This window comes from Flavobacterium frigidum, from assembly GCF_048286735.1.
Taxonomy (GTDB): domain Bacteria; phylum Bacteroidota; class Bacteroidia; order Flavobacteriales; family Flavobacteriaceae; genus Flavobacterium.
This window is the reverse complement of record NZ_JBLVPU010000001.1, coordinates 155,872-178,658: the sequence shown is the minus strand read 5'-3', so window position 1 is coordinate 178,658 and position 22,787 is coordinate 155,872. Positions and strand designations below refer to the sequence as shown.

Below are 22,787 nucleotides of genomic sequence, written 5' to 3'. Positions count from 1 at the left end.
GTGTAAATTGTGTGTCGTTTGACGACTATTTAAGTAAATTATAATTATATTAAAAATAACAAATAAAGCGTTATTGCTTATAGTAAATCTAGACATAAAGAGTTTATCGTTAGGATTTTCAAAGCGCAGCTTTAGAATGAAGTTAGTGTGAGAAAAAAAATCACAGTAGCGAATTTCAGACCAGCAATAATTTAAAAACCCCATTTGACATTATTTTTGAAATGGTTTTTTTTGCCAGCATTTCCCTTACAGTGAATAATTAATCCCAAGCATTATAAATCCAGGTCGAATAGTGACTCTTGAAGTGGTGAAAAAACTTGCACTTGCTACATTTGTCAATAAAGTGGACTGATCTAGATTTAGCATGTTGCTACCATTAAAAAATAATTTCCAATTTTTATTCGCAACATACTGTAAATTAGCGTTTAAAAAATACAAAGAATTAATTGCCAAACCTGAATTTTGGTTGTCGACAGTAAAACCCAAATCCCATTTTAACTTTGTTTTATTTGTACCTCTGAGAGATAACGCAATTTGATGATTTTGACTCGTATTCCTGAAACTGCTGCTACTTTGCTCAACAGAGCGCTGAATAAAATTATAATCAATTCCAAATTGAACATTTGATTTCCTAAAATTGGAGATTAATTGCATGCGGCTAGTGAAATTATGGGTCTGCGTTTCATTATCAAATCCATTAAATTGGGACAATCCATTTGATTTTAAATAAAATAATGTTGTTTTAATCGATACAGGAAACCGGTTCAATTTTAAGTCATAAAGAGCTAATCCTCTCATGCTTTTTCGATCTCCAGTTGTAATACCGGTGGTTTCAATAAAATCGAAATTATAGATCGTATTTGTCGACACCGAATTTTGCTCTACATCATAAGATAAAGTGGAGAAAAACACACTTTGATTCCTCGCGTTCACACTGAAATATTGCAATGAAAAACTATTTTTAGGCATTACTTGATAATAATTAATCCCAGAAGGTTTAGAAAGAGTTTGAAAATCTAGCACCATATCCGTTTGCTGCAGTTGCCTCATAGCAGGTAACTGATGATTTAATGAATAATTAAAAGTTATTTTATTTAGTCCCTTAAAATTATAAATTAAGCTCAAATTAGGTTCTAATCTAGTTAAAATGTTTTCCGTGACTTGAAATGAACTGTTTACTAACGTGGAGGAAAAACCCAAAGCAGACTGAAATTTAGCGTTCCAATTTTTTAACCAAGAAAAATTGTTCTGTATGGTTTGTCGATTTAATTTTACAGCTGTATTATTACTTTCATAGTCCAAAATGGTATTCCCAAATCTACTTTGAATAGATAGAAAATTTATTTTTACAGTAAAAATATTTGACTTTAACGTCTTTGTGAGTACATTATTCCAACTCAAATTGACCTCCTTATTGTTTTGGCTTTGATAAATTGTATCTAACGCAGTACCAAACAAATCTTGTTGAGAAAACAAATTAATTTTTTGACCATTATTATCTACTGAATGTCGCAACATACTTTTATAATTAATAGTTTTAAAAAGTGTGGTTTGTACTTTTGCAACTTGAGCAAAACTAAAATTGGTATTGCTTTTGGTATAGAATAATTGGTTAGCCGAACGCATTAAATCTTGATCATCTGCGTCTACATTTGGAGTAAATCCTGCTACATAGGAAATGAAGGTTGTTTTAGATTTATTAAATTCCCATTTCAGAACACTATTGTTCAAACTGTAGGTAGCCTCTTTATTTTCACTAAATAAAACTTGACTTTGTGTTTGTCCGATGTTTGTTTGAAGTCTGGCATTCTCCTCAATAATATTCGTTTTATTAAAAATATTAGACACCGTAATCTTGGAGCGCTTGCCTATTAAACTAGTGTAATTAAGTCCACCAAAAGCATTTTTTTTATCTTTAATAAAAGTGTTTGGATTTAAAAAAGTGGGAGTTTCAAAAGATTTAAAGTCCCCATTTTCACCATCAACTTCAGAAACAATTCTCATTTCATTGTAATCTTCTCTTGAAATCGGTGTTTTTGCAATCGTATTGTAATCTGAAATAATAGCAAGATTTCCCTTTTTAAAAAATTTAAACGCATTAGAATGAAAACGAAACGAATTATTTAGTCCCGCTGCCAACTCAAAATCCGTAACCCACTTATTTTTATAACTATCTTTAGTTTTTAAGTTCAATGCAATTCCTTTTTTGCCACCACTAGCCTGCGCAAAACCAGAGTAATTAGTTAACAAATCGATGCCTTCAATCATGTCTGCATTAATATTTTGGGTCGCCATTTGATGTTTGTTTCCAAAAAACTCATTCCCATCAACAAGAACGTTATCAATTTGTTGCCCTTTGTACAATACTTTGCCATTTTGGTCAATATCCAGACCTGGAAGTTTTTTAATTACATCTTCGATTTTATTTTCGGTACCATCAACCACAGCTTTTAAGTTATACGAAATAGTATCACCCTTTACCTTCATTATTTTAGGTCTACTGGTAATAATAACATTTTTAAGTTGATTCGTTTCAGTCAGTAATGTAACTGTTAATAATTCCTCTTTTTGAACTAAAAGCACCTCTGTGATAGGTACATAACCTAACTTTTTGATTGTAACCGTATAGGCTCCTGCCGCTAATTGCTTTTCGATAAAACCATTTGCATCAGTAGTACCAAAAGCAATTTGATTGTCCTCTTTACTAATTGTAACTATAGCTCTTTGTATAGGAACTTTAGCGTCATCAATAGCTTTAATACGAACAGTGTGCTGCGAAAAAAGCAAAACTGGCAATAAAAAAAATAGTAAGAATTGAAACTTCAATAGCGCGCAATTATAAGAAATTAGTAATAATAGGAACGTTCAACTCAACCTTAACCGCCTTTACATAAAAGCGACTGTAAGAATACTCTAAAATAACCCCATCCAGAAACGGAAGTGTATCTGGACTGCCTTTTATGTTTAACTCTTTAGTAAAAAAAGCCGTAAGCTTATGTTTTTTAAAAGTAGTTGTTGCTTCATAGCAGTTATAACCCGCTATTTTTTTAATTTTATTGGTAAACTTCCAGATTGCTTTAGGCAATGGAGTTGAAACTAACTTTCCATTTACCTTAGTTAAGTAATTATTTTTTTTGATGTTTTTTATAAATTTCAATTCTTTTGAATTTACTTCTATACTTGAACCTACAATGGTTGCTCCGTTTGTTTCGTTTTTTATATTTTTTAAATTATCATCCTTTTTAGTAAAATCCGTTCCTTTAAAGTGGTATAAATTGGTATTCCCTTGCAGGTTTAAAACAGATTGTGATTTATGGCTATTGACATCTTTTGCCATCTCATCCCTAAGCATTTGAGGAATACTTTTTAAATCATTCTTACTAATGCGTGTTTGGTTTTCATAATACACCGCAGTTCCTTTTTGACAATAGCCAACAAGAACTATAAAAAAAAGTATAATTGATAAAATTGGCGTTTTCATAATTGTTATTTTTTTAGTTATAAACCTTTAATAATTAACGTATTCGATTCATGTTTTCCTCCAAATTCATCGGTATATGATTTTGGCTTTTCAGATTCTCTAATTTTATGCTGTAGTTCTACTTCAGAAATAAAGTGAGTTTTTTTATTGATACCATCAATCACCAATTTTTTGTCATAAAATTCAATTTTAGTCACATACACAACTTTCTTTTTAGACTCCATACTTAATACCAAGCCCGGAATAGCGCTCATTAAAAAAGGACCATCAATGATAGGAATTTCTTGGGTGTACCAATACTGGATGGTATCGTTTGTTGCCGAAACGATATATGCTGACATGCTAGTATAACCATCAATGAATTTTGTTCTTTTATCATATTTTAAATCTTCAACTATAAAGGGTTGTTCTACATAATACTCTTGATCTTCAACTATAGTACCCTTGATCGTAGACTGTTTCGTAAAATCTTTTAAAATCCATACGTAATAAGGCTTTATAACAGTTCCTTTGTCTATAGATGTTGCAGTATTAGCCTCAGTAGAAGGAATTACAATTTCCTTTTCGACGATATTTTTAAATAAGGAATAATCACCGTTGTGTGTCAACTCAAAGACTTTAGGTTTTCTAAAGGCAGCTTTAAATTCTTCGCTTACACCACCTGGCACCTGATTGAAAAAAGCATCACTATAGAAATTTTTTTGCTCATACGTGATTCTAATACTTTTTTGAGCATTAATAGTGTTACAAGCTAGTAACAAAAGCAGTAATGAATACTTTTTCATACAATTGAATTTTAAAAATGAATGGCGTCCCACTCATTTAAATTATTATAACATTTATTTACTTTCCAGTAATCGTTACACTACCATCGTCACAAACTTCAATATCGACACGGTGGTAGATAATTTTCATACCGTCCGCACCATCACTTACACCTTCATTCCATCTAAGGTGAATAATAGTACAATCGGCAGTTTTTTCTTTTGTTGCTACCTCAGTTTTTTCTTTCGCTGTATTAACTTTTGACTCTACAGAGTCATTTGTTGTCTTCTCAGCAGCGAACGAAGTTAAAGAAAAGGCAACTAATAAAGTTGCACTTAATAAGAATTTTTTCATAGTTTTAAAATAATTTGATTATTGTCTTACTAAACTTTTTAGTAGGATGTTTTGGACGTCCGAGTACAAATCAAAAAAAAAAACAATTTAACCTAATGTATTTACTACAATTTTATAAATTATTTTACCATTATTCCTACAATACTATAAACATTGGGCTTGGCAAGTTTTTAAAAGAAAACATATCCTATAAAATTACCTTTCAAAACATCAGCCTGACAAATACCAACTTTTCGAGTGAAAAAATTTGCTATTTGCCTAATCTTAAAAAAGATAAAAACACTATTTTTGAAATCAAATCCTACTTCATGTTCAAAACCAAAAAAAAACTTGTCTTCATCATCCTTGCTGGGATATTTATCACCAATGCCGTTACTGCCGAGTTGATTGGTGGCAAACTCATTCAAATAGGACCGTTTGTAATGAGCATCGGCATTTTACCATGGCCTATGGTTTTCTTGACAACCGATTTAATCAATGAGTATTTTGGAGAAAAAGGAGTCAAAAAACTATCCCTAATTACAGCAGGATTGATCGCCTATTCTTTCCTTATTTTACTTTTGGCCCTGAACATCCCTGCCGCAAAAGGAATAAGTCCGGTAAATGACGCGCAGTTTACTGCTGTTTTTGGTCAAAGCATGTGGATCGTAGTAGGAAGTATTGTTGCTTTCTTAGTTTCACAATTAATCGATGTGACTGTTTTTTGGTTTTTCAAAAATAAAACTGGAAATAATAAGATCTGGCTCAGAGCTACGGGTTCAACTGTTATTTCTCAGTTATTCGACTCTTTTATTGTTTTAGGAATTGCTTTTTGGTTACCCGGAAAAATAAATTTTGATACATTTTTAACCTCAGCATTAACGGGTTATACATTTAAACTTGGTATCGCCATTCTCTTGACTCCTTTAATTTACTTGGGTCACTATTTAATAAAAAACTATTTAGCCTCTGAAAAAGAATGATTATAGTTGATAAAACACGCTGCCGCTGGTGTCATTCCAGTGATTTATACATGAAATACCATGACGAGGAATGGGGAGTTCCCGTATATGATGACACCACACTATTTGAATTTTTACTCCTTGAAACCTTTCAAGCAGGACTCAGTTGGATAACTATTTTGAACAAAAGAGAAAATTTCAAAGCTGCTTTTGACCACTTTGATTATAAAAAAATTGCGCAATATTCTGATGATAAAATCCTTGATTTATTACAAGATGCTGGTATTATACGCAACAAACTTAAAGTCTATTCGGCAGTTACCAATGCACAAGCTTTCCTAAAAATCCAAGAAGAATTTGGAAGTTTTTCGCAATACATTTGGGCTTTTGTAAATCACACACCTGTTAACAACTTCCCAAGAAACTTAAAAGAAGTTCCAGCTACTTCACCAATTTCTGATGCTATAAGTAAAGATTTAAAAAAACGCGGATTCAAATTTGTAGGATCCACGGTTATGTATGCCTTCATGCAAGCCACAGGCATGATCAATGATCATGTAGAAAATTGTTGGAAACGAAATTCATAATTTATAATTCATAATTCATAATTTTCATTACATTTGTTCCACACTTTAGGGGTGTCTACAACACTGTAGGCTGAGAATTACCCTCTGAACCTGATCTAGTTCATACTAGCGTAGGGAAAAGTAAGATGACTTCCGCGCATATTTATGTGCCATTATAGCCATTCCTAAAGTATAACTGAATACTAAATTCAAAAGGAATGGAGCTTAAAATCAACAATCAAACGAAACAATTTACAACTGACAGTCTTTCTGTTCAGGCACTTCTTGACTTGGAAATTCCCGAAAAACAAAACGGAATTGCTGTAGCCATTAACAATACCGTGATTCCAAAATCCGATTGGAATTCTCACCTTATACAAGAAACCGACGACATTCTCATCATCTCTGCAACTCAAGGAGGATAGTATGGCTGCTCGGGCGGGCTATCCATTTCAAGTCCGCAGTTGCAATCCTATAAAACATAGTCTTAGTCAAAGCTTCCTTACGGTCGCTTCACTAATCCTTGTTTTATTCGGCTTTCCGCTTTACGGGCTATCCATTTCTATCCCTAGCAGAAGACAAACACTAATCAAAACATAAACTACTGAACAATGAATAACGAAGAAAAAATCTCAAGAACTCCTTTCCCAAACTCTACAAAAATTTACGTAGACGGAATCCTTCATCCCATAAAAGTAGCCATGCGAGAAATTGCATTAGCAGACACTAAAATGTCAAACGGACGAATAGAAAAAAACCCGCCAGTAACCGTCTACGATACTTCGGGCCCATTTACCGACCCAAATATCGAAATTGACATTCGAAAAGGATTGCCACGTATTCGCGAACAATGGATTTTGGACCGTAATGATGTTGAAGAATTAACTGAAATCTCATCTGAATATGGAAAAAAGCGTTTGAATGACGAAAAACTAAACGAATTGCGTTTTGAATATTTACACAAACCCATGCGTGCCAAAAAAGGGGCCAATGTATCTCAATTGTATTATGCAAAACAAGGAATCATCACTCCCGAAATGGAATACATTGCCATTCGTGAAAACCAACGCTTGGAGCTAATAAACGAACAAACCAAAGCCATGCAATGCCAACACGAAGGAAATAGTTGGGGCGCAAACACTCCCTCCTTTTCGGGGAGGTCTGGGGTGGGGCAAATCACACCTGAATTTGTCCGTAGCGAAGTAGCCAGAGGGCGTGCCATTATTCCAAATAACATCAACCATCCCGAAAGCGAACCTATGATTGTAGGTCGCAACTTCTTGGTAAAAATTAATGCGAATATCGGGAACAGCGCCGTAACCTCAACTATCGAAGAAGAAGTAGAAAAAGCAGTCTGGGCTTGTCGTTGGGGAGCTGACACGATTATGGATTTATCAACAGGAAAAAACATTCACGAAACCAGAGAATGGATTATTCGAAATTCTCCAGTACCTATTGGAACGGTACCAATTTACCAAGCTCTAGAAAAAGTAAATGGCGTGGCCGAGGATCTCACTTGGGAAATCTATCGTGACACCTTAATCGAACAAGCCGAACAAGGTGTTTCTTATTTCACTATTCATGCCGGCGTTTTATTGCGTTACATTCATTTGACTGCGGAACGGGTTACCGGAATTGTCTCCCGTGGCGGTTCGATTATGGCAAAATGGTGTTTGTATCACCATAAAGAAAACTTTCTTTACACCCATTTTGAAGATATATGCGAAATCATGAAACAATATGACGTAGCCTTTTCACTAGGAGACGGTTTGCGCCCAGGTTCTATTGCCGATGCTAATGATGCGGCTCAGTTTGCCGAATTAGAAACCCTTGGCGAACTGACAAAAATTGCTTGGAAACACGATGTTCAGGTATTTATTGAAGGTCCTGGTCACGTACCAATGCACATGATTAAAGAAAACATGGACAAACAATTAGAACATTGTGATGAAGCGCCATTTTATACTTTAGGACCATTAACAACTGATATTGCTCCAGGTTATGACCACATTACTTCTGCGATTGGAGCCGCAATGATTGGCTGGTATGGCTGTGCAATGTTGTGTTATGTTACGCCAAAAGAACACCTAGGTTTACCCAACAAAAAGGATGTCAAAGACGGTGTTATCACTTATAAAATCTCAGCACATGCAGCAGATTTGGCAAAAGGTCATCCCGGCTCGCAATACCGTGACAATGCATTAAGCAAAGCACGTTTTGAATTCCGCTGGGAAGACCAATTCAACTTATCCTTAGACCCAGATACAGCTCGTGAATTTCATGATGAAACTTTACCTGCTGATGGTGCAAAAGTCGCTCATTTTTGCTCTATGTGTGGACCAAAATTTTGTTCTATGAAGATCTCACAAGAAATTCGTGATGTTGCCGAAGCCGAAAAAGGAATGGCAGCCAAATCAGAGGAGTTTATTGAACAAGGGAAAGAAATTTATATTTAAAACTACTAACCTGCAAGGTTTATAAAACCTTGTAGGTTTAATACAACAACCAAATTAATACTTACAAGGTCAAAAAAGATCTTGCAGCAAATTCAGAACTATGTTTATAATTTCTAGCCCAACTCCACAAGTCGGTGAAATCGAAACCATTCATTCTCTTTTTAAGAATGGGCTAGAGTTGCTTCATGTTCGAAAACCAGAATTTACTAAACTTGAAATGGAAGTTTTTGTTTCAGCAATTAGACAAGAATATAGAAACCAACTTTCATTGCACAGTCATCATCAATTGGCAGAAGCATTTGGAATTAATCGCATTCATTTTACAGAAAAAAAACGAAATGAAACATCCGAATATTATTTGAAGGATTGGAAAGAACGAGGATTTAAACTCTCTACTTCCATTCACAGTATGAGTGACTTTGAAAAATTATCTACTGTTTTTGATTACGCATTTTTTGGACCCGTTTTCGAAAGTATTTCTAAACCAAAGTACGTTTCAAATATTGATTTTGAAAAAGAATTAAAACAAAGAAATAACAATAAAACTACATTAATTGCTCTTGGAGGAATTACATCTGAGAGAATCAAAACTGCATTGAATTATGGTTTTGATAATGTGGCGCTTTTAGGTATCATCTGGAATAGCAACAACCCACTAGAAAATTATAAACTATGTCAGCAAATCGCCCTTTCGTATTAACAATTGCGGGTTTTGATCCTTCTGGAGGCGCAGGAATTCTGGCAGATGCGAAAACATTTGAGCAGCATCATGTATATGGATTTGCAGTGAATACAGGCAATACCATTCAAACTGAAAATGAGTTCTTCGAAATACAATGGACTGACTTAGATTTTGTTTTAAAATCATTAGAGAAACTGTTCGAAAATTACACTATTAAAGCCGTCAAAATTGGAATTATTCCTTCATTAAATTATTTAAGAAAAATTGTTTGGGTTGTGAAAAAACTTTCGCCAAAAACAAAGATTGTTTGGGATACAGTTTTGAAGTCCAGTAGCGAATTCCATTTTACAACTATCGAAAACCAAGCTATTTTGATTGAGATATTAAAAGAAATAGATTTAATAACACCTAATTATAATGAGATTTTACAATTGTCTTTGAGAGAAAAAAATCCAGTTTTAATCGCTCTTGAACTTTCAAAATACTGTTCCACTTTACTTAAAGGAGGTCATAATCCGTTTGCTGTAGGTATTGATTATTTATATACCGGAAATGAAATCTTCAGGCTTGCGCCAAATAGCACTTTAGCTTCCGAAAAGCATGGCTCCGGCTGCGTATTATCATCCGCTATTACAGCCAATTTAGCCTTGGAACAAGACCTAAAAACAGCATGCAGCAACGCCAAAAAATATATTGAAACCTATTTACAATCGAACCAAACAAAATTAGGATACCATTATGCATAACCAATTACAATATATTTCGCAAGGAAACACAGTCGAAGAACAAGTATACAACATCCACAAAGCATTGGATAATGGTTGTGATTGGATACAAATGAGATTCAAAAAAAATTATTCAGATGATGCTTTTACTTTGGCGGAAGCCGTAAAAATGTTGTGCAAAGAATATTTAGCAACTTTTATTATCAATGACAACGTTCATTTAGCTAAGCAATTGGATGCGGATGGAGTTCATTTAGGTTTGAGTGATATGAGCGTTGAAGAAGCAAGACTCATTTTAGGCAAAACAAAAATCATAGGAGGCACCGCAAATACTTTTGAAGACGTGCTTCAAAGAACAGCCGAAAATTGTGATTATATTGGTTTGGGACCATACCAATTTACAACTACTAAACAACATTTAAGTCCAATTTTAGGACTGGAAGGATATCGTTCGATTATCGAACAAATGAAGGCGAAAAACATCCAAATCCCCATTTATGCCATTGGAGGAATCACACTGGAGCATGTAGAAAGTTTGATGAAAACTGGAATTCATGGTATCGCTGTTTCAGGTTTGATTACACAAATTAAAAATGCTTCGCAACTGATAAAACAACTTAACGACAAATTATATGTTACCATTTAAAATAGGAGATAAAACATTTGAATCCCGCTTGTTTATGGGCACAGGAAAATTTGGTTCGAATCAGCAAATGGAAGAAGCCATTTTAGCATCTGGGAGCGAGCTAGTTACAGTCGCGCTAAAACGTATCGATCTAGAAACCGAAACAGATGCAATTTTAGCACATCTAAAACACCCTAGAATTAATTTATTGCCCAATACTTCGGGTGCAAGAAATGCGAAAGAAGCCATTTTTGCTGCGCAATTAGCCCGCGAAGCATTAGAAACCAATTGGCTGAAACTCGAAATTCATCCTGATCCAAAATATTTACTGCCTGATGCAATCGAAACTTTGAAAGCTACAGAAGCACTAGCCAAATTAGGATTTATCGTTTTGCCTTACATTCATGCGGACCCGGTTTTATGCAAACGTTTGGAAGATGCAGGAACTGCTGCGGTAATGCCTTTGGGCTCGCCAATTGGAAGCAACAAAGGATTAAAAACTATCGATTTTTTAGAAATCATTATCGAACAAAGTAGAGTTCCTGTGATTATAGATGCCGGAATTGGCGCGCCATCTGATGCTGCAAAAGCAATGGAACTTGGAGCTGATGCGGTTTTGGTAAACACTGCGATTGCAGTGGCAGGAAATCCCAAACTGATGGCTGAAGCTTTTAAAGAAGCGGTAATTGCAGGACGAAAAGCATACGAAGCACAATTAGCACAAAAGGTAAATCGAGCGGTGGCTTCGAGTCCTTTGACTGCATTTTTATACGAGTAATTTTTAAATTAGCACGTAGATTTTACAGATTTACGCAGATAAAAAGTGAAAACAGATTTAAAAAATTCTAGGTACTAAACAATTACGTTCATCATTTTTGAAATAAAACAACTACATTTAATTAATGCTAATTTTTAAATTCAAAAAAATGATAGAAAATGAAATTTCATATCAAATAAGAGGAGCAATTTTCAAAGTTTATAACACACTAGGTCCCGGTTTGTTTGAGTCTGTATATGAAAGTGCGTTATACTGTGAATTAACTAAATTGGATTTAAAAGTGCAGAGACAAATTGAAATCACCATTCCTTATGACGAAATCATATTAGATGTTGCTTTCAAAATTGATTTATTAGTAGAGGATAAGGTAATTATTGAGTTAAAATCTGTGGAAAATTTAGCACCTATACATTATAAACAAATTACAAACTACTTAAAACTTACTAATAAAAAACTAGGAATTCTGGTCAATTTCAATACCATCACTATTTTAGATGACATTAAACGAATTGCAAATAAAATATAAATTGAGAATTAAAAATCAGCCCGCAGATTTGTGAAGATGAAAATTAAAATAAATAGTTAAAAAATCTGCGAAAATCTGCAGAATCTGCGTGCCAAAAACAGTATTTTCTTTTTGCAGTAAAAAAACAAAACAATGAAAACATTTAAATCGGTTTATGACAACTACGATTGGAATACCATTAAATCCAAAATATACAGCACAACAAATGTAGAAGTCGAACAGGCGTTAGCCAAAAATAAGCGCAGTCTCGATGATTTTCTAGCTTTACTTTCACCTGCTGCTCAACCCTATTTAGAGCAAATGGCGCAACAAGCCCATGAATTAACTAAAAAAAGATTCGGAAAAACGATTCAGATGTATGCGCCTTTGTATTTAAGTAATGAATGTCAGAACATTTGCACGTATTGTGGTTTTAGTTTAGATAACAAAATCAAGCGAAAAACACTTACCGAAAGTGAAATTACGCTAGAAATTGAAGTCTTAAAAAAAGCGGGATTTGATCACGTTTTGTTGGTGACTGGCGAAGCAAATTATACCGTAAACATTCATTACTTTCTAAAGGCAATTACTCAAATAAAAAATGATTTTTCTACTATTTCAGCCGAAGTGCAACCACTGTCAACAGAAGAATATGCGCAATTACATGAAGCTGGTGTTTATTCGATTTTAGTGTATCAAGAAACTTATCATCGTGATGTTTACAAGAAATACCACACAAAAGGAAAAAAATCCAATTTTGATTTTCGTCTAGATACACCAGACCGAGTGGGAACTGCTGGTATTCATAAAATTGGACTGGGCGTTTTATTAGGATTAGAAGATTGGCGTACAGACAGTTTTTTCAATGCCTTGCATTTAGATTATTTACAAAAAACGTATTGGCAAACTAAATATGCGGTTTCTTTCCCCAGATTGCGACCGGCAGAAGGAGTTATTGAGCCTAACTTTATCATGGATGATAGTGATTTGACCCAGCTCATTTGCGCCTACCGTTTGTGGAATGAAGATTTAGAAATCTCCCTGTCGACCCGTGAAAATGAAAAATTCCGTGATAATATTATTCCAATTGGGATTACTAGTATGAGTGCCGGTTCTAAAACGAATCCTGGTGGTTATATTGTTGATCCGCAATCCTTGGAACAATTTGAAATCAGTGACGAACGATCGGCTTCAGAGATTGCAAAAGTCATTACCAGTAAAGGATATGAACCCGTTTGGAAAGATTGGGATAAAATATACAGTCAAATGTCGTAAACTCTTCATGTCGAAAGAACTCAACTTAATTTTTTTATCTTCTTTTGACTTTCAACTTTATGACTTTTCAACTTTAAGACTTAATAAAAAATGAGTATTATTCAGGATTTTTTACGCTATAACCGACAAATGATGTTACCGGAAATAGGTGATTTGGGACAGAAAAAATTAAAGAAAGCTAAAATTTTAGTGATTGGCGCAGGCGGACTAGGATGTCCTATCTTGCAATATATAGCAACGGCCGGAATTGGAACTATAGGAATTGTAGATTTTGATACAATAGAATTACACAATTTACATCGCCAAATTCTATATACTGAGGAGTACGTTGGTCAATCAAAAGCAATTACTGCAAAATCAGTCTTAGAAACTTTAAATCCATTGATTACTGTTATCGCCTTTGAAAAAAAATTAACAATTGAAAACGCAGCTCAAATTATTAAAGACTTTGATGTGATTGTTGACGGTTGCGACAACTTCGAAACCCGCTATCTGGTAAATGATATTTGTGTACAACTAGGTAAATCATTAATATACGGTAGCATTTTAAAATTTGAAGGCCAAATGGCGGTTTTCAATCATAATGGAAATAAGAATCTTCGTGACTTATTCCCTGAACCACCAAATCCAAAAGACGTTCCAAATTGTAATTTGAATGGCGTATTAGGCACGCTTCCTGGAATCATAGGCACGATGATGGCGCAGGAGACGTTGAAACTGATTATGGATTTACCAACTTTAGAAAATGAATTGGTACTATTTAATACACTGGATTGGAGTTTTAAGAAACTGAAGTTTTAAATGCTAATTGCTGTTTAATATTTCCATAAAATCGATTCTGTTAATTTCTCTACAACCCAAACTTTCTAAATGTGGATTATAAACTTGGCAATCCAATAGCTTGTAATTTTCTTTTTTTAAATGGTTTACCAAAGCAATGAAAGCTACTTTTGAAGCATTAGAAACTTTAGAAAACATACTTTCCCCACAAAATACATGACCCAAATCAATGCCATACAAACCTCCTACTAAAATGTCATTTTGCCAAACTTCAATTGATTTTGCTATGCCTAATTGGTGAAGTTCACAATAGGCTTCGATCATGTCATTTGTAATCCAAGTTCCGTTTTGACCCTCTCGTTTGATATTTTGACAATTTGAAATTACGTCTCTAAAATTTTGATTGAATGTTATTTTAAAAATATTTCTATTCAAAATATTCCTCATGCTTTTAGAAACAATTAATTCATCCAAAAATAAAACCATACGAGGATTGGGTGACCACCAAATAATGGGTTCGCCATCTTCAAACCATGGAAAAATACCACTTTTGTAAGCTAGTTGTAAGCGTGCCGGAGTCAAGTCACCACCAATAGCAAGAATTCCATCCTTATTGGCTTCAGAAACTGGTGGAAAAAATAAAGCTGGAGATAAATAATACATTTTTTAATTTCAAAAATCAAGGACAATGGCAATTCCGAAAATCAATTTCAAAAAAAAACCAAATTCCAATATAAAGACAGGCTCAATTTGGAATTTGGAATTTAAAAATATAACTTTTTATTTTAGAACGGCAAATCGTCTGCTTCTTCTTCGTTTAAGTTGGTTGCTGGTGCAAAAGCTTCAGCAGCAGGCATAGGAGGCATTTGTCCAGCAGAAGGAGTTTCAACTTGTAATTTCCCTATTCTCCATCCTTGAATCGTATTGAAATAAACGGTTTCTCCCTGCGCATTCGTCCATTCTCTACCTCTTAAGTTGATGTCTATTTTTACCGCTTCTCCTACTTGAAAAGTATTCAATAAGTCACATTTATCTTGAACAAATTGAACTGAAATGTGTTGTGGATATTGCTCATCTGTTGTTACTACAACATCTCTTTTTTTGAAACCGCCAGATCCAACTTCTTTAGTTTGATCGATCATTTTAATTTTTCCTGTAACTTCCATCTTCTCTATTTTAATTGTTTTGTTCTATTTTTTTCTTTCCGCTAAAAGTACCTTCCAGGCCGAGGAAACATCGTTAGCATTTAAATATTTTTTGGCTTCCAGATGCACTTTTTCGGCATCATCAGCACTTAAAACTCCTTTTACTGCAAAATCTTGTTGTACAAATATACTAACTTCTTCGGTTGTAGGCAAGGCTTCTACATTTCCTAAAATCCCTAAATCATTTCCATCAAAAATGGGACTTTCTTTGATGAAAGTCGGAATTGCATCTACTCCAATTCCTAATGTCGATAATGGTTTTGGAACTTCAAAAAGGCCTTGATTGGATCTTGAATACCAGTTACCACCCAATCTAGAAACCAAGTCGATTTTATACTGATCTATCGCACCCTTCTCGTCTAAAACCGATTCATCTATGTGAATTCGAAGCACTTCGCAAAGCACTAAATTCCCAGCTCCACCTTCGGTTCCCAAAGGAATTATCTGAGTGACTTTGCATTCAAATTGCACTGGTGATTCTTTTACTCTATACGGTTTTACCACCTCTGAAGCTACAGGTGTTAAGCCTGATTTTACGAACTCATCTACTCCATCTGCATATTCTGTACTGGCCAAAGAAATCTGTTGCACCATGTCATAATTCACAACATTAATGACTACTTCCCCAGTTGCTTCTACATTAATAAGTGTGTGTTTTATCGAATTATCGCGAACGCGTCTCGCAGGCGAAAATATCAAAATAGGAGGATTGGCACTAAATACATTAAAGAAACTAAACGGAGAAACATTGGCATTTCCCTTCGCATCCATCGTACTCGCAAAAGCAATAGGTCTGGGTCCAACGGAACTTTGCAAATACCCTTGTAATTTTGCGGTTTCAATACTTTTAGGATCAATAGTTATCATATCTTAATAATTTAATACTGTGGAATACAAAAGTAGACAAATGAATTAAGTATAAAAAGCGGTGTCTCCAAATTAGAATGAAATTAGATCGAGATTTATTATGAAAAAATTTCTTTGCTCAAAACTAAAATACAAGTGCTTATATTTCGTTACATTTATACCTCTAAAACATATTTATGCAGTTTTCTGAAAGAAGAAATACAACCCGTTGGATAATAATTGTTGCCTCTTTTTTAATTATCTCACTGATTCTTTGGAACACCTATACTTTTTTTCAGATCTTCAAAAATGAAGAACGATTAAAAATGAATCTTTGGGCAAAAGCCCAAAAAACACTGAACAATGCCGGTGAAAATACAGACGTAGAACTGCCACTTCTAATATTTAGCAATAACACATCTATTCCCATCATAGTAACGGAGAATAAGCGCATTATCAATACAGTAAATATTGACGATGCCATTGTAAAAAATGATCGCAAAGCCCATGTTTTTTTATCCAAATTAAAAAACGAAAACGAACCCATTGTTATTGAGTATGTACCTGGAAAATTTCAGAACTTATATTATGGTAATTCTGCCTTGCTCAACAAATTAAAATATTACCCTCTTGCATTACTACTTATTATTGTCCTTTTTGGCGGATTGGTTTATAATTTTTATCGCAGTACAAAAATTGCTACTCAAAACAAACTTTGGGCTGGTATGGCCAAGGAAACGGCGCACCAGATTGGAACTCCGCTCTCTTCATTGATTGGCTGGGTTGAACTCTTAAAAACTGAAAATATAGACGAAAGCACCACATTTGAAATTGAAAAAGACATTGAGCGCTTGCAAACCATAACCGATCGTTTCTCTAAAATTGGCTCAGAGCCAAAATTAGAAAATAAAGATATCGTTGCCGAAACTTTTCAATCTTTTGACTATTTACAATCTCGATTCTCCAAACAAATTGAATTTTCGTTCCAAGCGCCACAAACCCCAATTTGGGTTTCCTTGAACCCAACATTACACAGCTGGACCATTGAAAATTTAGTAAAAAACGCCATAGATGCGATGAAAGGAAAAGGAAAATTAGCACTTCGAATCGAAATGGAAGGTGAAGTTGTAAAAATAAATGTTTCGGATACGGGAAGCGGAATTCAAAAAAATCAATTCAAAAATATTTTTGAACCCGGTTTTACTACAAAAAAACGCGGTTGGGGATTGGGTTTATCGTTGTCCAAAAGAATTGTTGAGGAATACCACAATGGAACAATCAAAGTTCTGAATTCCGAGATTGGAAAAGGAACAACAATGCAGGTTAGTTTTAAAAAAGTAGTTTAGCGTAAAGGAACGCCAAGCCAAGTGATTTTTGAGAACATCGTTTTTCTAACTATTTTAGACTTACTCAAATAGTTTTTTACAAACAACGAATGTTCCTCGGCTTGCGCCAAAGCGGTTGCAATTGATTTTTTAATCGACGTTACATTTGTTGCATTTTGATCACCAACGGAGCCAACACTATAAATATCATTCTGACATCTCATTAATTTTTCCTTCGGGATTTCAATCATTCTGCTAGTCTCCTCATCTGAAAAAGTAGGTTTGAATTTATTGTTTCGGTAATGAATAAAATCATTTAGCAAGACTACCGCTTCATTCAATTCTTGTACTACAGCATTCAATTTTTCGATATTTGTATTGTATCGCAAAGTAGTCAAATGTTGCTTTTTATCTTCGTAACGCTCCACTATCATAGCGTTTTTTAAACCATTTTTAGCTATTCTTTCAGCCGATGTGAACAACTGATCTTCTTCTGAAAGTTTTTGATAAATATTGATTTCTTTCTCAAAATCGAAGTATTTCTTAGTTTTATTCATTTGAATTTTGCCTTCATAAAAATCATTATTCGAAATAGGATAATTCGAAAATTGCCACAAATAATCAAACGGCATATGTGATGCGATGATCACAGACGGAGCTGCTTTAAAATAAATATTATTCAACTTTTTAATGAATTTACCGTTATTCACGTAACCAGCGCCCCAGGTAGGATCAAACACATACCACTTGTTATTAATTTTTGCAGCTGTCCACGCATGCGCCAAACTACTCACTTTCCCGTATTGTTTTGTATATCCTTCTATAATATAGGACTGAATTCCCACTTTTTGAGCTAGATCATTAAAAACGACAGCATAGTTAGTACAAACTCCTTTTCTAGTTTTTAGTGTCTTACCGATTTTTTCTGAAACTGTTTCATTAGCATTCAAGGCAAACATTCCCGGAACATCATAGCTTATATTTGATGCTGTCCAATAAAAAATAGCTCTAATTTTATCGGTTTCTGTTTTGAAATTAGCGTTGATATAATTTGCAATCGCATCCGTTGATTTCGTTGAAGTACTAGGAATAGATGTCATTTTAGCATCCACAATAGCAAAAGCAGGTGTGGCTTGCCCGAAACTAAGTGTAAAGCAAAAAATTAAAAGTACCGTACAAATATTTTTCATCATAAAAATCTAAGTTTAAAATAAAAAGGGAAAAGGCTTTCACCTCTTCCCTTTTAAACTAAAACTGTACCAATTTATTTTATTGCAAAAATTAAATGTTGGCTGCAATACGCGCTGCCAATGCTTCGAATTCGTCTTTAGTCAATACTACTTTATTTTGAAAACGCATTTCATCCATTTCATTCAAAGGTATCAAATGCACATGCGCATGTGGAACTTCCAATCCAATAACTGACATTCCTATTCTTTTACACGGCACTGTTTTTTCAAGAGCCACCGCTACTTTTTTGGAAAACTGCATCAGTCCCAAATACAAATCGTCTTCCATCTCAAAAATCTTATTGATTTCTTGTTTTGGAATACAAAGCGTATGCCCTTTTGCATTTGGATTTACATCCAAAAAAGCTAAGAAATTTTCATCCTCTGCAATTTTGTAGCATGGGATTTCTTTGTTAACGATTTTTGTGAATATGCTGCTCATTCTACTATTTTAAAAAATTAAAAATCTTTAAACTGCGTTAGGTGAGACCTAATAATTGAAATTAATCACGAGATATTTCTAAAATTTCGAATTTCAAAACGCCATTAGGCACTGTAATTTCGGCAAATTCGCCTACTGATTTTCCTAATAACCCTTTCCCAATTGGAGAAGTTACTGAAATTTTTCCGGTTTTCAAATCGGCTTCGCTCTCTGCTACCAAGGTGTATGTCATTTCCATACCGTTGGTTTGATTTTTGATTTTCACGTTAGACAACACCAAAACTTTAGAAAGATCCAAATGCGTTTCATCTATTAATCTAGCATTAGAATGTACTTCCTCTAATTTTGCAATGCGCATTTCTAGCATTCCTTGTGCTTCTTTAGCAGCATCATATTCAGCATTCTCAGACAAATCTCCTTTATCTCTCGCTTCGGCTATATCTGCAGATGCTTTTGGACGCATTACGCTTTTTAAATAATCTAATTCTTCTCTTAATTTCTTTAACCCTTCTGCGGTGTAATACGATACTGTACTCATAACTTCATCATTTATATAAATAGAAAAAATCCCATCAGGACGGGATTTCTTTCCACTAAGATACTACTATTTTTTTAACTATAAATATATGTTAATCATATATAATTCAAAGTTAAATAAATTAAATTTGTTTCACTAATACTTTTACACTATTTTAAAATGAAAAAATACTTACTGCTTTGCATAATAGCTCCCCTCTTTTTTTCGTGTAGTGATTCTAGTTTTGATAATACAAATCCATTTGTTCCTAATTATACTTTTACGGTAGACATCAACATGAATTTGCCTGCCTATTCTAACCTACAATATGCTAGCAATGCTATTTACTATCCTGGTGTTGGTGCTCGAGGAATTATTGTTTTTAATACCGGTAGCGGTTACAATGCCTTTGATGCTGCTTGTCCTAACCAAGTCATAAGTTCCTGTTCGACCATGACCATTAAAGGAATTAATGCTCTCTGTGATTGTGATACTGAAGAATACAGTTTGTTCAGCGGGCAGGGAAAATTGCAATATCCTATGAAGCAATATCGGGTTCAGGTAAATGGAACTACGCTACGGGTTTATAATTAATTACAACTTATAACTCATCGAAAACAAGAATACTCGAGGCAAAACATAGGTGGTGCGCTGACTGATTAAATAATCCGAGAAAGAATAATCATTTTTGACTTTGTTATCCAATAGATTATTAACCATCACTTCAAAACCAAAAGGGCTGTTTTTCTTTTGATAGCGCAACGAGGTGTTGGCGATATCGTAAAAATTACTTTGCTTGTTGCTGTTAGTGTTTTTTAGATTTTCGTAGCTGCATTTAAACGTCCAAAACTTTGCAATGGTGATATCAAAATCAGAAGTAATCGCATCGGTTTGAAACTGAGATTGGGTCAAGCCCGAAAACTGACTAAATACTTTGTTGTATCCTACACTAAAACCCGGCCATTTTTTGTGTGCCGTACGAAGTAACACTCCCACTCTTTGATTGTTTCTATTATTTAAAGTTTCCGTATTATTTAGCGTTTGGAAATAAGTAAACCAACTCATATTAGTATTGAACCTCAAGTTAAAGCGGTATATTTTTTTGCTAAAAGAACCGCTTACATTGTAATTCGTCTCAGGATTGTTGCTCAAAATGGGCGTGTTAAACTGATTGATACCGTCTAATTGAATTTTGTTTCGAATCGTTCTTACTTTTTTATTCCAACTTGCCATGGCGTTCCATGTGATCCCGCGGTACAAATTAGTTTTTGTGTAGCGCAAGTTGGCATTATGGTACCGTTCGTTTAGCAACAAGGCATTTCCTCTGTAAACCAAGTTATAATTTTGCAACGTAAACTGCTCGGCTAATTGTGTGGCTTGCGGAAAACTATTTTCAAGTTTGTAAACAAAATTTAAAGATTCTGATTTGTTAAACTCGTAGTCACTGTTCAACTGTGGTTGCAAAAGTGTTTTAGACAGTTCTCGCTCACCCGATTTTTGTTCGGTGCTTAAATGGTACCAATGAACATACAATCCGGGTTTATTGGTCCATTTACCTATTCTGAACTTATATTCTAAACCTATATACGCATCGTTCAATTTGTATTTTACTCCGTTACCAAAGCCTGCCAAAGCAAAATCATTGACGTTCCCATTGGTTAGTAGTTGTTGTTCCGAGGTTTCTAAACGGGAGCTCCCGTAATTATTCCCCACATTAGTATACAAGTGATTGAAGTTGTTTAAAATCCAATAATGCTTAAAAAGTGCATCAACGCTATTGGTTTTTACTTTTTTTACTTGTTCAATGCGGTACGCGCTATCCTCTTGCAACGGAATTAGTCCTGCTAAGAAAGGCTGATCAGTAAACCAGTTGGTTCGTGGCGTGTTGTAATCGTATGCTTGATTGATTACTAAAGTGGTGGTGTGTTTTAGATTGTAACTTTTGTGCCACTCGATGTATTGTTTTATGGCGGTATTATCGGCTTTGTTGAGTGTTTCAAAAATACTCGCATTCACATTAGTTATCGAATTGATGGTGTTTGAAATAGTATTATTACTCGACTGGTATTGTCCGTTATAGTACCATTTTTCTTTGGCGCTAGGCGAATAATCGAGTTTGATATTCCCAATTCCTAAAACAGACCGATTGGTACCTTCTTGCAATCGTTTTTCAAAAGCGATATCACTATTTTGCAAATACTCATTTTTACTTTCGGTTTGTGATGCCGTCAACACTTTCGAAAAAATAGAAAAACCAGAAATAGACAGTTTTGATGAGGTATCGTGGCTAAAATTAAACGCACCAAATTGGGAAGTATTCTGCACCACATCTTGGTTGTCATTGGCAAAGGAATACAAATTTGTGAGTGATTTTCGACCCGATAAAAAAGTGCTCATACCGCCACCAAAACGCATTAAATCATCAAATGTAAAGGTGCGTTTACCTATATTATTCAAGTCACCTATAAAACTTAAGTTAGTTTTAGGAGCATAATAAAACAAAGCGGCGTGGGCAAGATAAAAACCATTATCGGCATTGCCTACCTCGGCACCAGCTTCTACATCACCAAAAACAAATTTCTTTTTATCGGCTTTGAGTTTTACATTCATGGCTAGCTCATCACTATCCGATACTTGCTTCATAAAACCGACTTCGTTGAAATGATCAATAACTTCAATTTTATCCAGCGCATCAGCAGGAATATTTTCTACAGCTAGTTTAGAACCTCCACCAAAAAAAGACTTACCCTCTACGAGCATTTTGGTTACTTTTTTACCTTGTACGGTAACGCCCCCGTTTTTATCGACCTCAACTCCAGGAAGTTTTTCGAGGATTTCTTTCATTTTGCGTTCGTTGCCGTTTGAAAAACTCTTAACGTCAAAAGTCATCGTGTCTTTTTTAATTTCGATGGGCTTGAACTCGTGTTTGATCACAATTTCTTTCAGTTGTTCTCCGGTAGGCTTTAGTTTAAAATCGTGCGAACTCACAACAGCATCAGCCTCTAGGACAAACACTTCCTCCACAAACCCAATGTATGAAACCGTAATTTCATACTTCACAGCTTTATCCAGCTCTAGGCGATAGCGCCCTTTGTTATCAGCAATAGCAAACTTAAGACTGGCTTTCTCCTGTAAGGGTTTTGCAATGACATTAGCAGACTCTAGTGGTTTGTTGCTATCCTCAGCCACCACACCCGTAATAGTGCGGGATTGAGAGAAACTTAGAGTTGTAAAAAAAAGAAAATAGAAGAGTATTTTGTGCATTTATTTAATTCTTATTTGGCCTCAAA

Annotated in this window: 24 protein-coding genes and 1 riboswitch; of the genes, 13 read left to right on the top strand and 11 right to left on the bottom strand. The window is 34.6% G+C overall.

What is annotated here, in order from left to right; all coding sequences use genetic code 11:
- Positions 1–246: 246 nt before the first annotated feature.
- Genes ACNQGO_RS00810 through ACNQGO_RS00795 form a run of 4 tightly spaced genes read right to left on the bottom strand, consistent with a single transcriptional unit; the run spans position 247 to position 4,600 of the window.
- Positions 247–2,826, bottom strand: a complete 2,580-nt coding sequence (locus tag ACNQGO_RS00810; protein WP_417947419.1) for a hypothetical protein — start codon at positions 2,824–2,826, stop codon at positions 247–249.
- Between the two features lie 10 nt (positions 2,827–2,836).
- Complete coding sequence (locus ACNQGO_RS00805; RefSeq protein ID WP_417947420.1) at positions 2,837–3,481, bottom strand: GLPGLI family protein; 645 nt, start codon at positions 3,479–3,481, stop codon at positions 2,837–2,839.
- Positions 3,482–3,498: 17 nt separating this feature from the next.
- Positions 3,499–4,266: a GLPGLI family protein gene (locus ACNQGO_RS00800; RefSeq protein ID WP_417983873.1), complete on the bottom strand. Its 768-nt coding sequence runs from the start codon at positions 4,264–4,266 to the stop codon at positions 3,499–3,501.
- Between the two features lie 58 nt (positions 4,267–4,324).
- Complete coding sequence (locus tag ACNQGO_RS00795; protein WP_417947798.1) at positions 4,325–4,600, bottom strand: hypothetical protein; 276 nt, start codon at positions 4,598–4,600, stop codon at positions 4,325–4,327.
- A 308-nt stretch (positions 4,601–4,908) separates the two neighbouring features.
- On the opposite strand from ACNQGO_RS00795, the gene ACNQGO_RS00790 reads away from it, so the two are divergent.
- From ACNQGO_RS00790 to ACNQGO_RS00740, 11 genes are all read left to right on the top strand, one after another.
- Positions 4,909–5,562: a queuosine precursor transporter gene (locus ACNQGO_RS00790; RefSeq protein ID WP_417947800.1), complete on the top strand. Its 654-nt coding sequence runs from the start codon at positions 4,909–4,911 to the stop codon at positions 5,560–5,562.
- Positions 5,559–6,128: a DNA-3-methyladenine glycosylase I gene (locus tag ACNQGO_RS00785; RefSeq protein ID WP_417947799.1), complete on the top strand. Its 570-nt coding sequence runs from the start codon at positions 5,559–5,561 to the stop codon at positions 6,126–6,128. Before ACNQGO_RS00790 ends, ACNQGO_RS00785 begins: the two co-directional genes overlap by 4 nt.
- Before the next feature lie 37 nt (positions 6,129–6,165).
- A riboswitch (TPP riboswitch) is annotated at positions 6,166–6,262 on the top strand.
- A 63-nt stretch (positions 6,263–6,325) separates the two neighbouring features.
- Entirely contained in the window at positions 6,326–6,532 is a 207-nt protein-coding gene (gene thiS / locus ACNQGO_RS00780) for a sulfur carrier protein ThiS (RefSeq protein ID WP_417983872.1), read from the top strand.
- A gap of 186 nt (positions 6,533–6,718) precedes the next feature.
- Positions 6,719–8,563 carry a phosphomethylpyrimidine synthase ThiC gene (gene thiC, locus ACNQGO_RS00775; RefSeq protein ID WP_417977607.1) on the top strand — a complete coding sequence of 615 codons (1,845 nt, stop codon included), beginning with the start codon at positions 6,719–6,721 and terminating at the stop codon, positions 8,561–8,563.
- Between the two features lie 100 nt (positions 8,564–8,663).
- Positions 8,664–9,263 carry a thiamine phosphate synthase gene (locus tag ACNQGO_RS00770; protein WP_417977609.1) on the top strand — a complete coding sequence of 200 codons (600 nt, stop codon included), beginning with the start codon at positions 8,664–8,666 and terminating at the stop codon, positions 9,261–9,263.
- Positions 9,236–9,991, top strand: a complete 756-nt coding sequence (locus ACNQGO_RS00765; protein ID WP_417977611.1) for a hydroxymethylpyrimidine/phosphomethylpyrimidine kinase — start codon at positions 9,236–9,238, stop codon at positions 9,989–9,991. The genes ACNQGO_RS00770 and ACNQGO_RS00765 overlap by 28 nt, the downstream gene beginning before the upstream one ends.
- Positions 9,984–10,616, top strand: coding sequence for a thiamine phosphate synthase (locus ACNQGO_RS00760; RefSeq protein WP_417948063.1), 633 nt, complete (start codon positions 9,984–9,986; stop codon positions 10,614–10,616). Before ACNQGO_RS00765 ends, ACNQGO_RS00760 begins: the two co-directional genes overlap by 8 nt.
- Positions 10,603–11,373 (top strand): thiazole synthase, encoded by a 771-nt coding sequence (locus tag ACNQGO_RS00755; RefSeq protein WP_417983871.1) that lies wholly within the window; start codon positions 10,603–10,605, stop codon positions 11,371–11,373. The genes ACNQGO_RS00760 and ACNQGO_RS00755 overlap by 14 nt, the downstream gene beginning before the upstream one ends.
- Before the next feature lie 148 nt (positions 11,374–11,521).
- On the top strand, positions 11,522–11,899 hold the full coding sequence (locus ACNQGO_RS00750) for a GxxExxY protein (RefSeq protein ID WP_417948146.1): 378 nt from the start codon (positions 11,522–11,524) through the stop codon (positions 11,897–11,899).
- A gap of 132 nt (positions 11,900–12,031) precedes the next feature.
- On the top strand, positions 12,032–13,153 hold the full coding sequence (gene thiH, locus ACNQGO_RS00745; RefSeq protein ID WP_417983870.1) for a 2-iminoacetate synthase ThiH: 1,122 nt from the start codon (positions 12,032–12,034) through the stop codon (positions 13,151–13,153).
- Positions 13,154–13,243: 90 nt separating this feature from the next.
- The gene (locus ACNQGO_RS00740; RefSeq protein WP_417983869.1) at positions 13,244–13,954 is read left to right on the top strand and encodes a HesA/MoeB/ThiF family protein; all 711 of its coding nucleotides are present in this window, start codon (positions 13,244–13,246) and stop codon (positions 13,952–13,954) included.
- Positions 13,955–13,957: 3 nt separating this feature from the next.
- Here ACNQGO_RS00740 and aat read toward each other — a convergent pair whose 3' ends face one another.
- The 3 genes from aat to ACNQGO_RS00725 all read right to left on the bottom strand — a co-directional run bounded on the left by aat (position 13,958) and on the right by ACNQGO_RS00725 (position 16,005).
- Positions 13,958–14,596 (bottom strand): leucyl/phenylalanyl-tRNA--protein transferase, encoded by a 639-nt coding sequence (gene aat, locus ACNQGO_RS00735; RefSeq protein ID WP_417977621.1) that lies wholly within the window; start codon positions 14,594–14,596, stop codon positions 13,958–13,960.
- 122 nt (positions 14,597–14,718) lie between these two features.
- Positions 14,719–15,099, bottom strand: coding sequence for a DUF3127 domain-containing protein (locus tag ACNQGO_RS00730; protein WP_309760170.1), 381 nt, complete (start codon positions 15,097–15,099; stop codon positions 14,719–14,721).
- A gap of 24 nt (positions 15,100–15,123) precedes the next feature.
- Entirely contained in the window at positions 15,124–16,005 is an 882-nt protein-coding gene (locus ACNQGO_RS00725; protein ID WP_417977623.1) for a flavin reductase family protein, read from the bottom strand.
- A 176-nt stretch (positions 16,006–16,181) separates the two neighbouring features.
- Between ACNQGO_RS00725 and ACNQGO_RS00720 the strand changes: the two genes are divergently transcribed.
- Positions 16,182–17,330, top strand: a complete 1,149-nt coding sequence (locus tag ACNQGO_RS00720; RefSeq protein WP_417983868.1) for a sensor histidine kinase — start codon at positions 16,182–16,184, stop codon at positions 17,328–17,330.
- Here ACNQGO_RS00720 and ACNQGO_RS00715 read toward each other — a convergent pair.
- The 3 genes from ACNQGO_RS00715 to greA form a co-directional block, all read right to left on the bottom strand.
- Positions 17,327–18,502, bottom strand: a complete 1,176-nt coding sequence (locus ACNQGO_RS00715) for a transglutaminase domain-containing protein (RefSeq protein ID WP_417947927.1) — start codon at positions 18,500–18,502, stop codon at positions 17,327–17,329. The two genes, ACNQGO_RS00720 and ACNQGO_RS00715, sit on opposite strands and share 4 nt — an antisense overlap.
- Before the next feature lie 88 nt (positions 18,503–18,590).
- Positions 18,591–18,980 carry an HIT family protein gene (locus tag ACNQGO_RS00710; RefSeq protein WP_417983867.1) on the bottom strand — a complete coding sequence of 130 codons (390 nt, stop codon included), beginning with the start codon at positions 18,978–18,980 and terminating at the stop codon, positions 18,591–18,593.
- 61 nt (positions 18,981–19,041) lie between these two features.
- Entirely contained in the window at positions 19,042–19,518 is a 477-nt protein-coding gene (gene greA / locus ACNQGO_RS00705) for a transcription elongation factor GreA (protein ID WP_309757065.1), read from the bottom strand.
- Positions 19,519–19,677: 159 nt separating this feature from the next.
- Here greA and ACNQGO_RS00700 point away from each other — a divergent pair, with 159 nt between their 5' ends.
- Positions 19,678–20,091 (top strand): hypothetical protein, encoded by a 414-nt coding sequence (locus ACNQGO_RS00700; protein ID WP_417947262.1) that lies wholly within the window; start codon positions 19,678–19,680, stop codon positions 20,089–20,091.
- Here ACNQGO_RS00700 and ACNQGO_RS00695 read toward each other — a convergent pair whose 3' ends face one another.
- Positions 20,092–22,761, bottom strand: a complete 2,670-nt coding sequence (locus ACNQGO_RS00695; RefSeq protein WP_417983866.1) for a carboxypeptidase regulatory-like domain-containing protein — start codon at positions 22,759–22,761, stop codon at positions 20,092–20,094.
- Between the last annotated feature and the right edge of the window lie 26 nt (positions 22,762–22,787).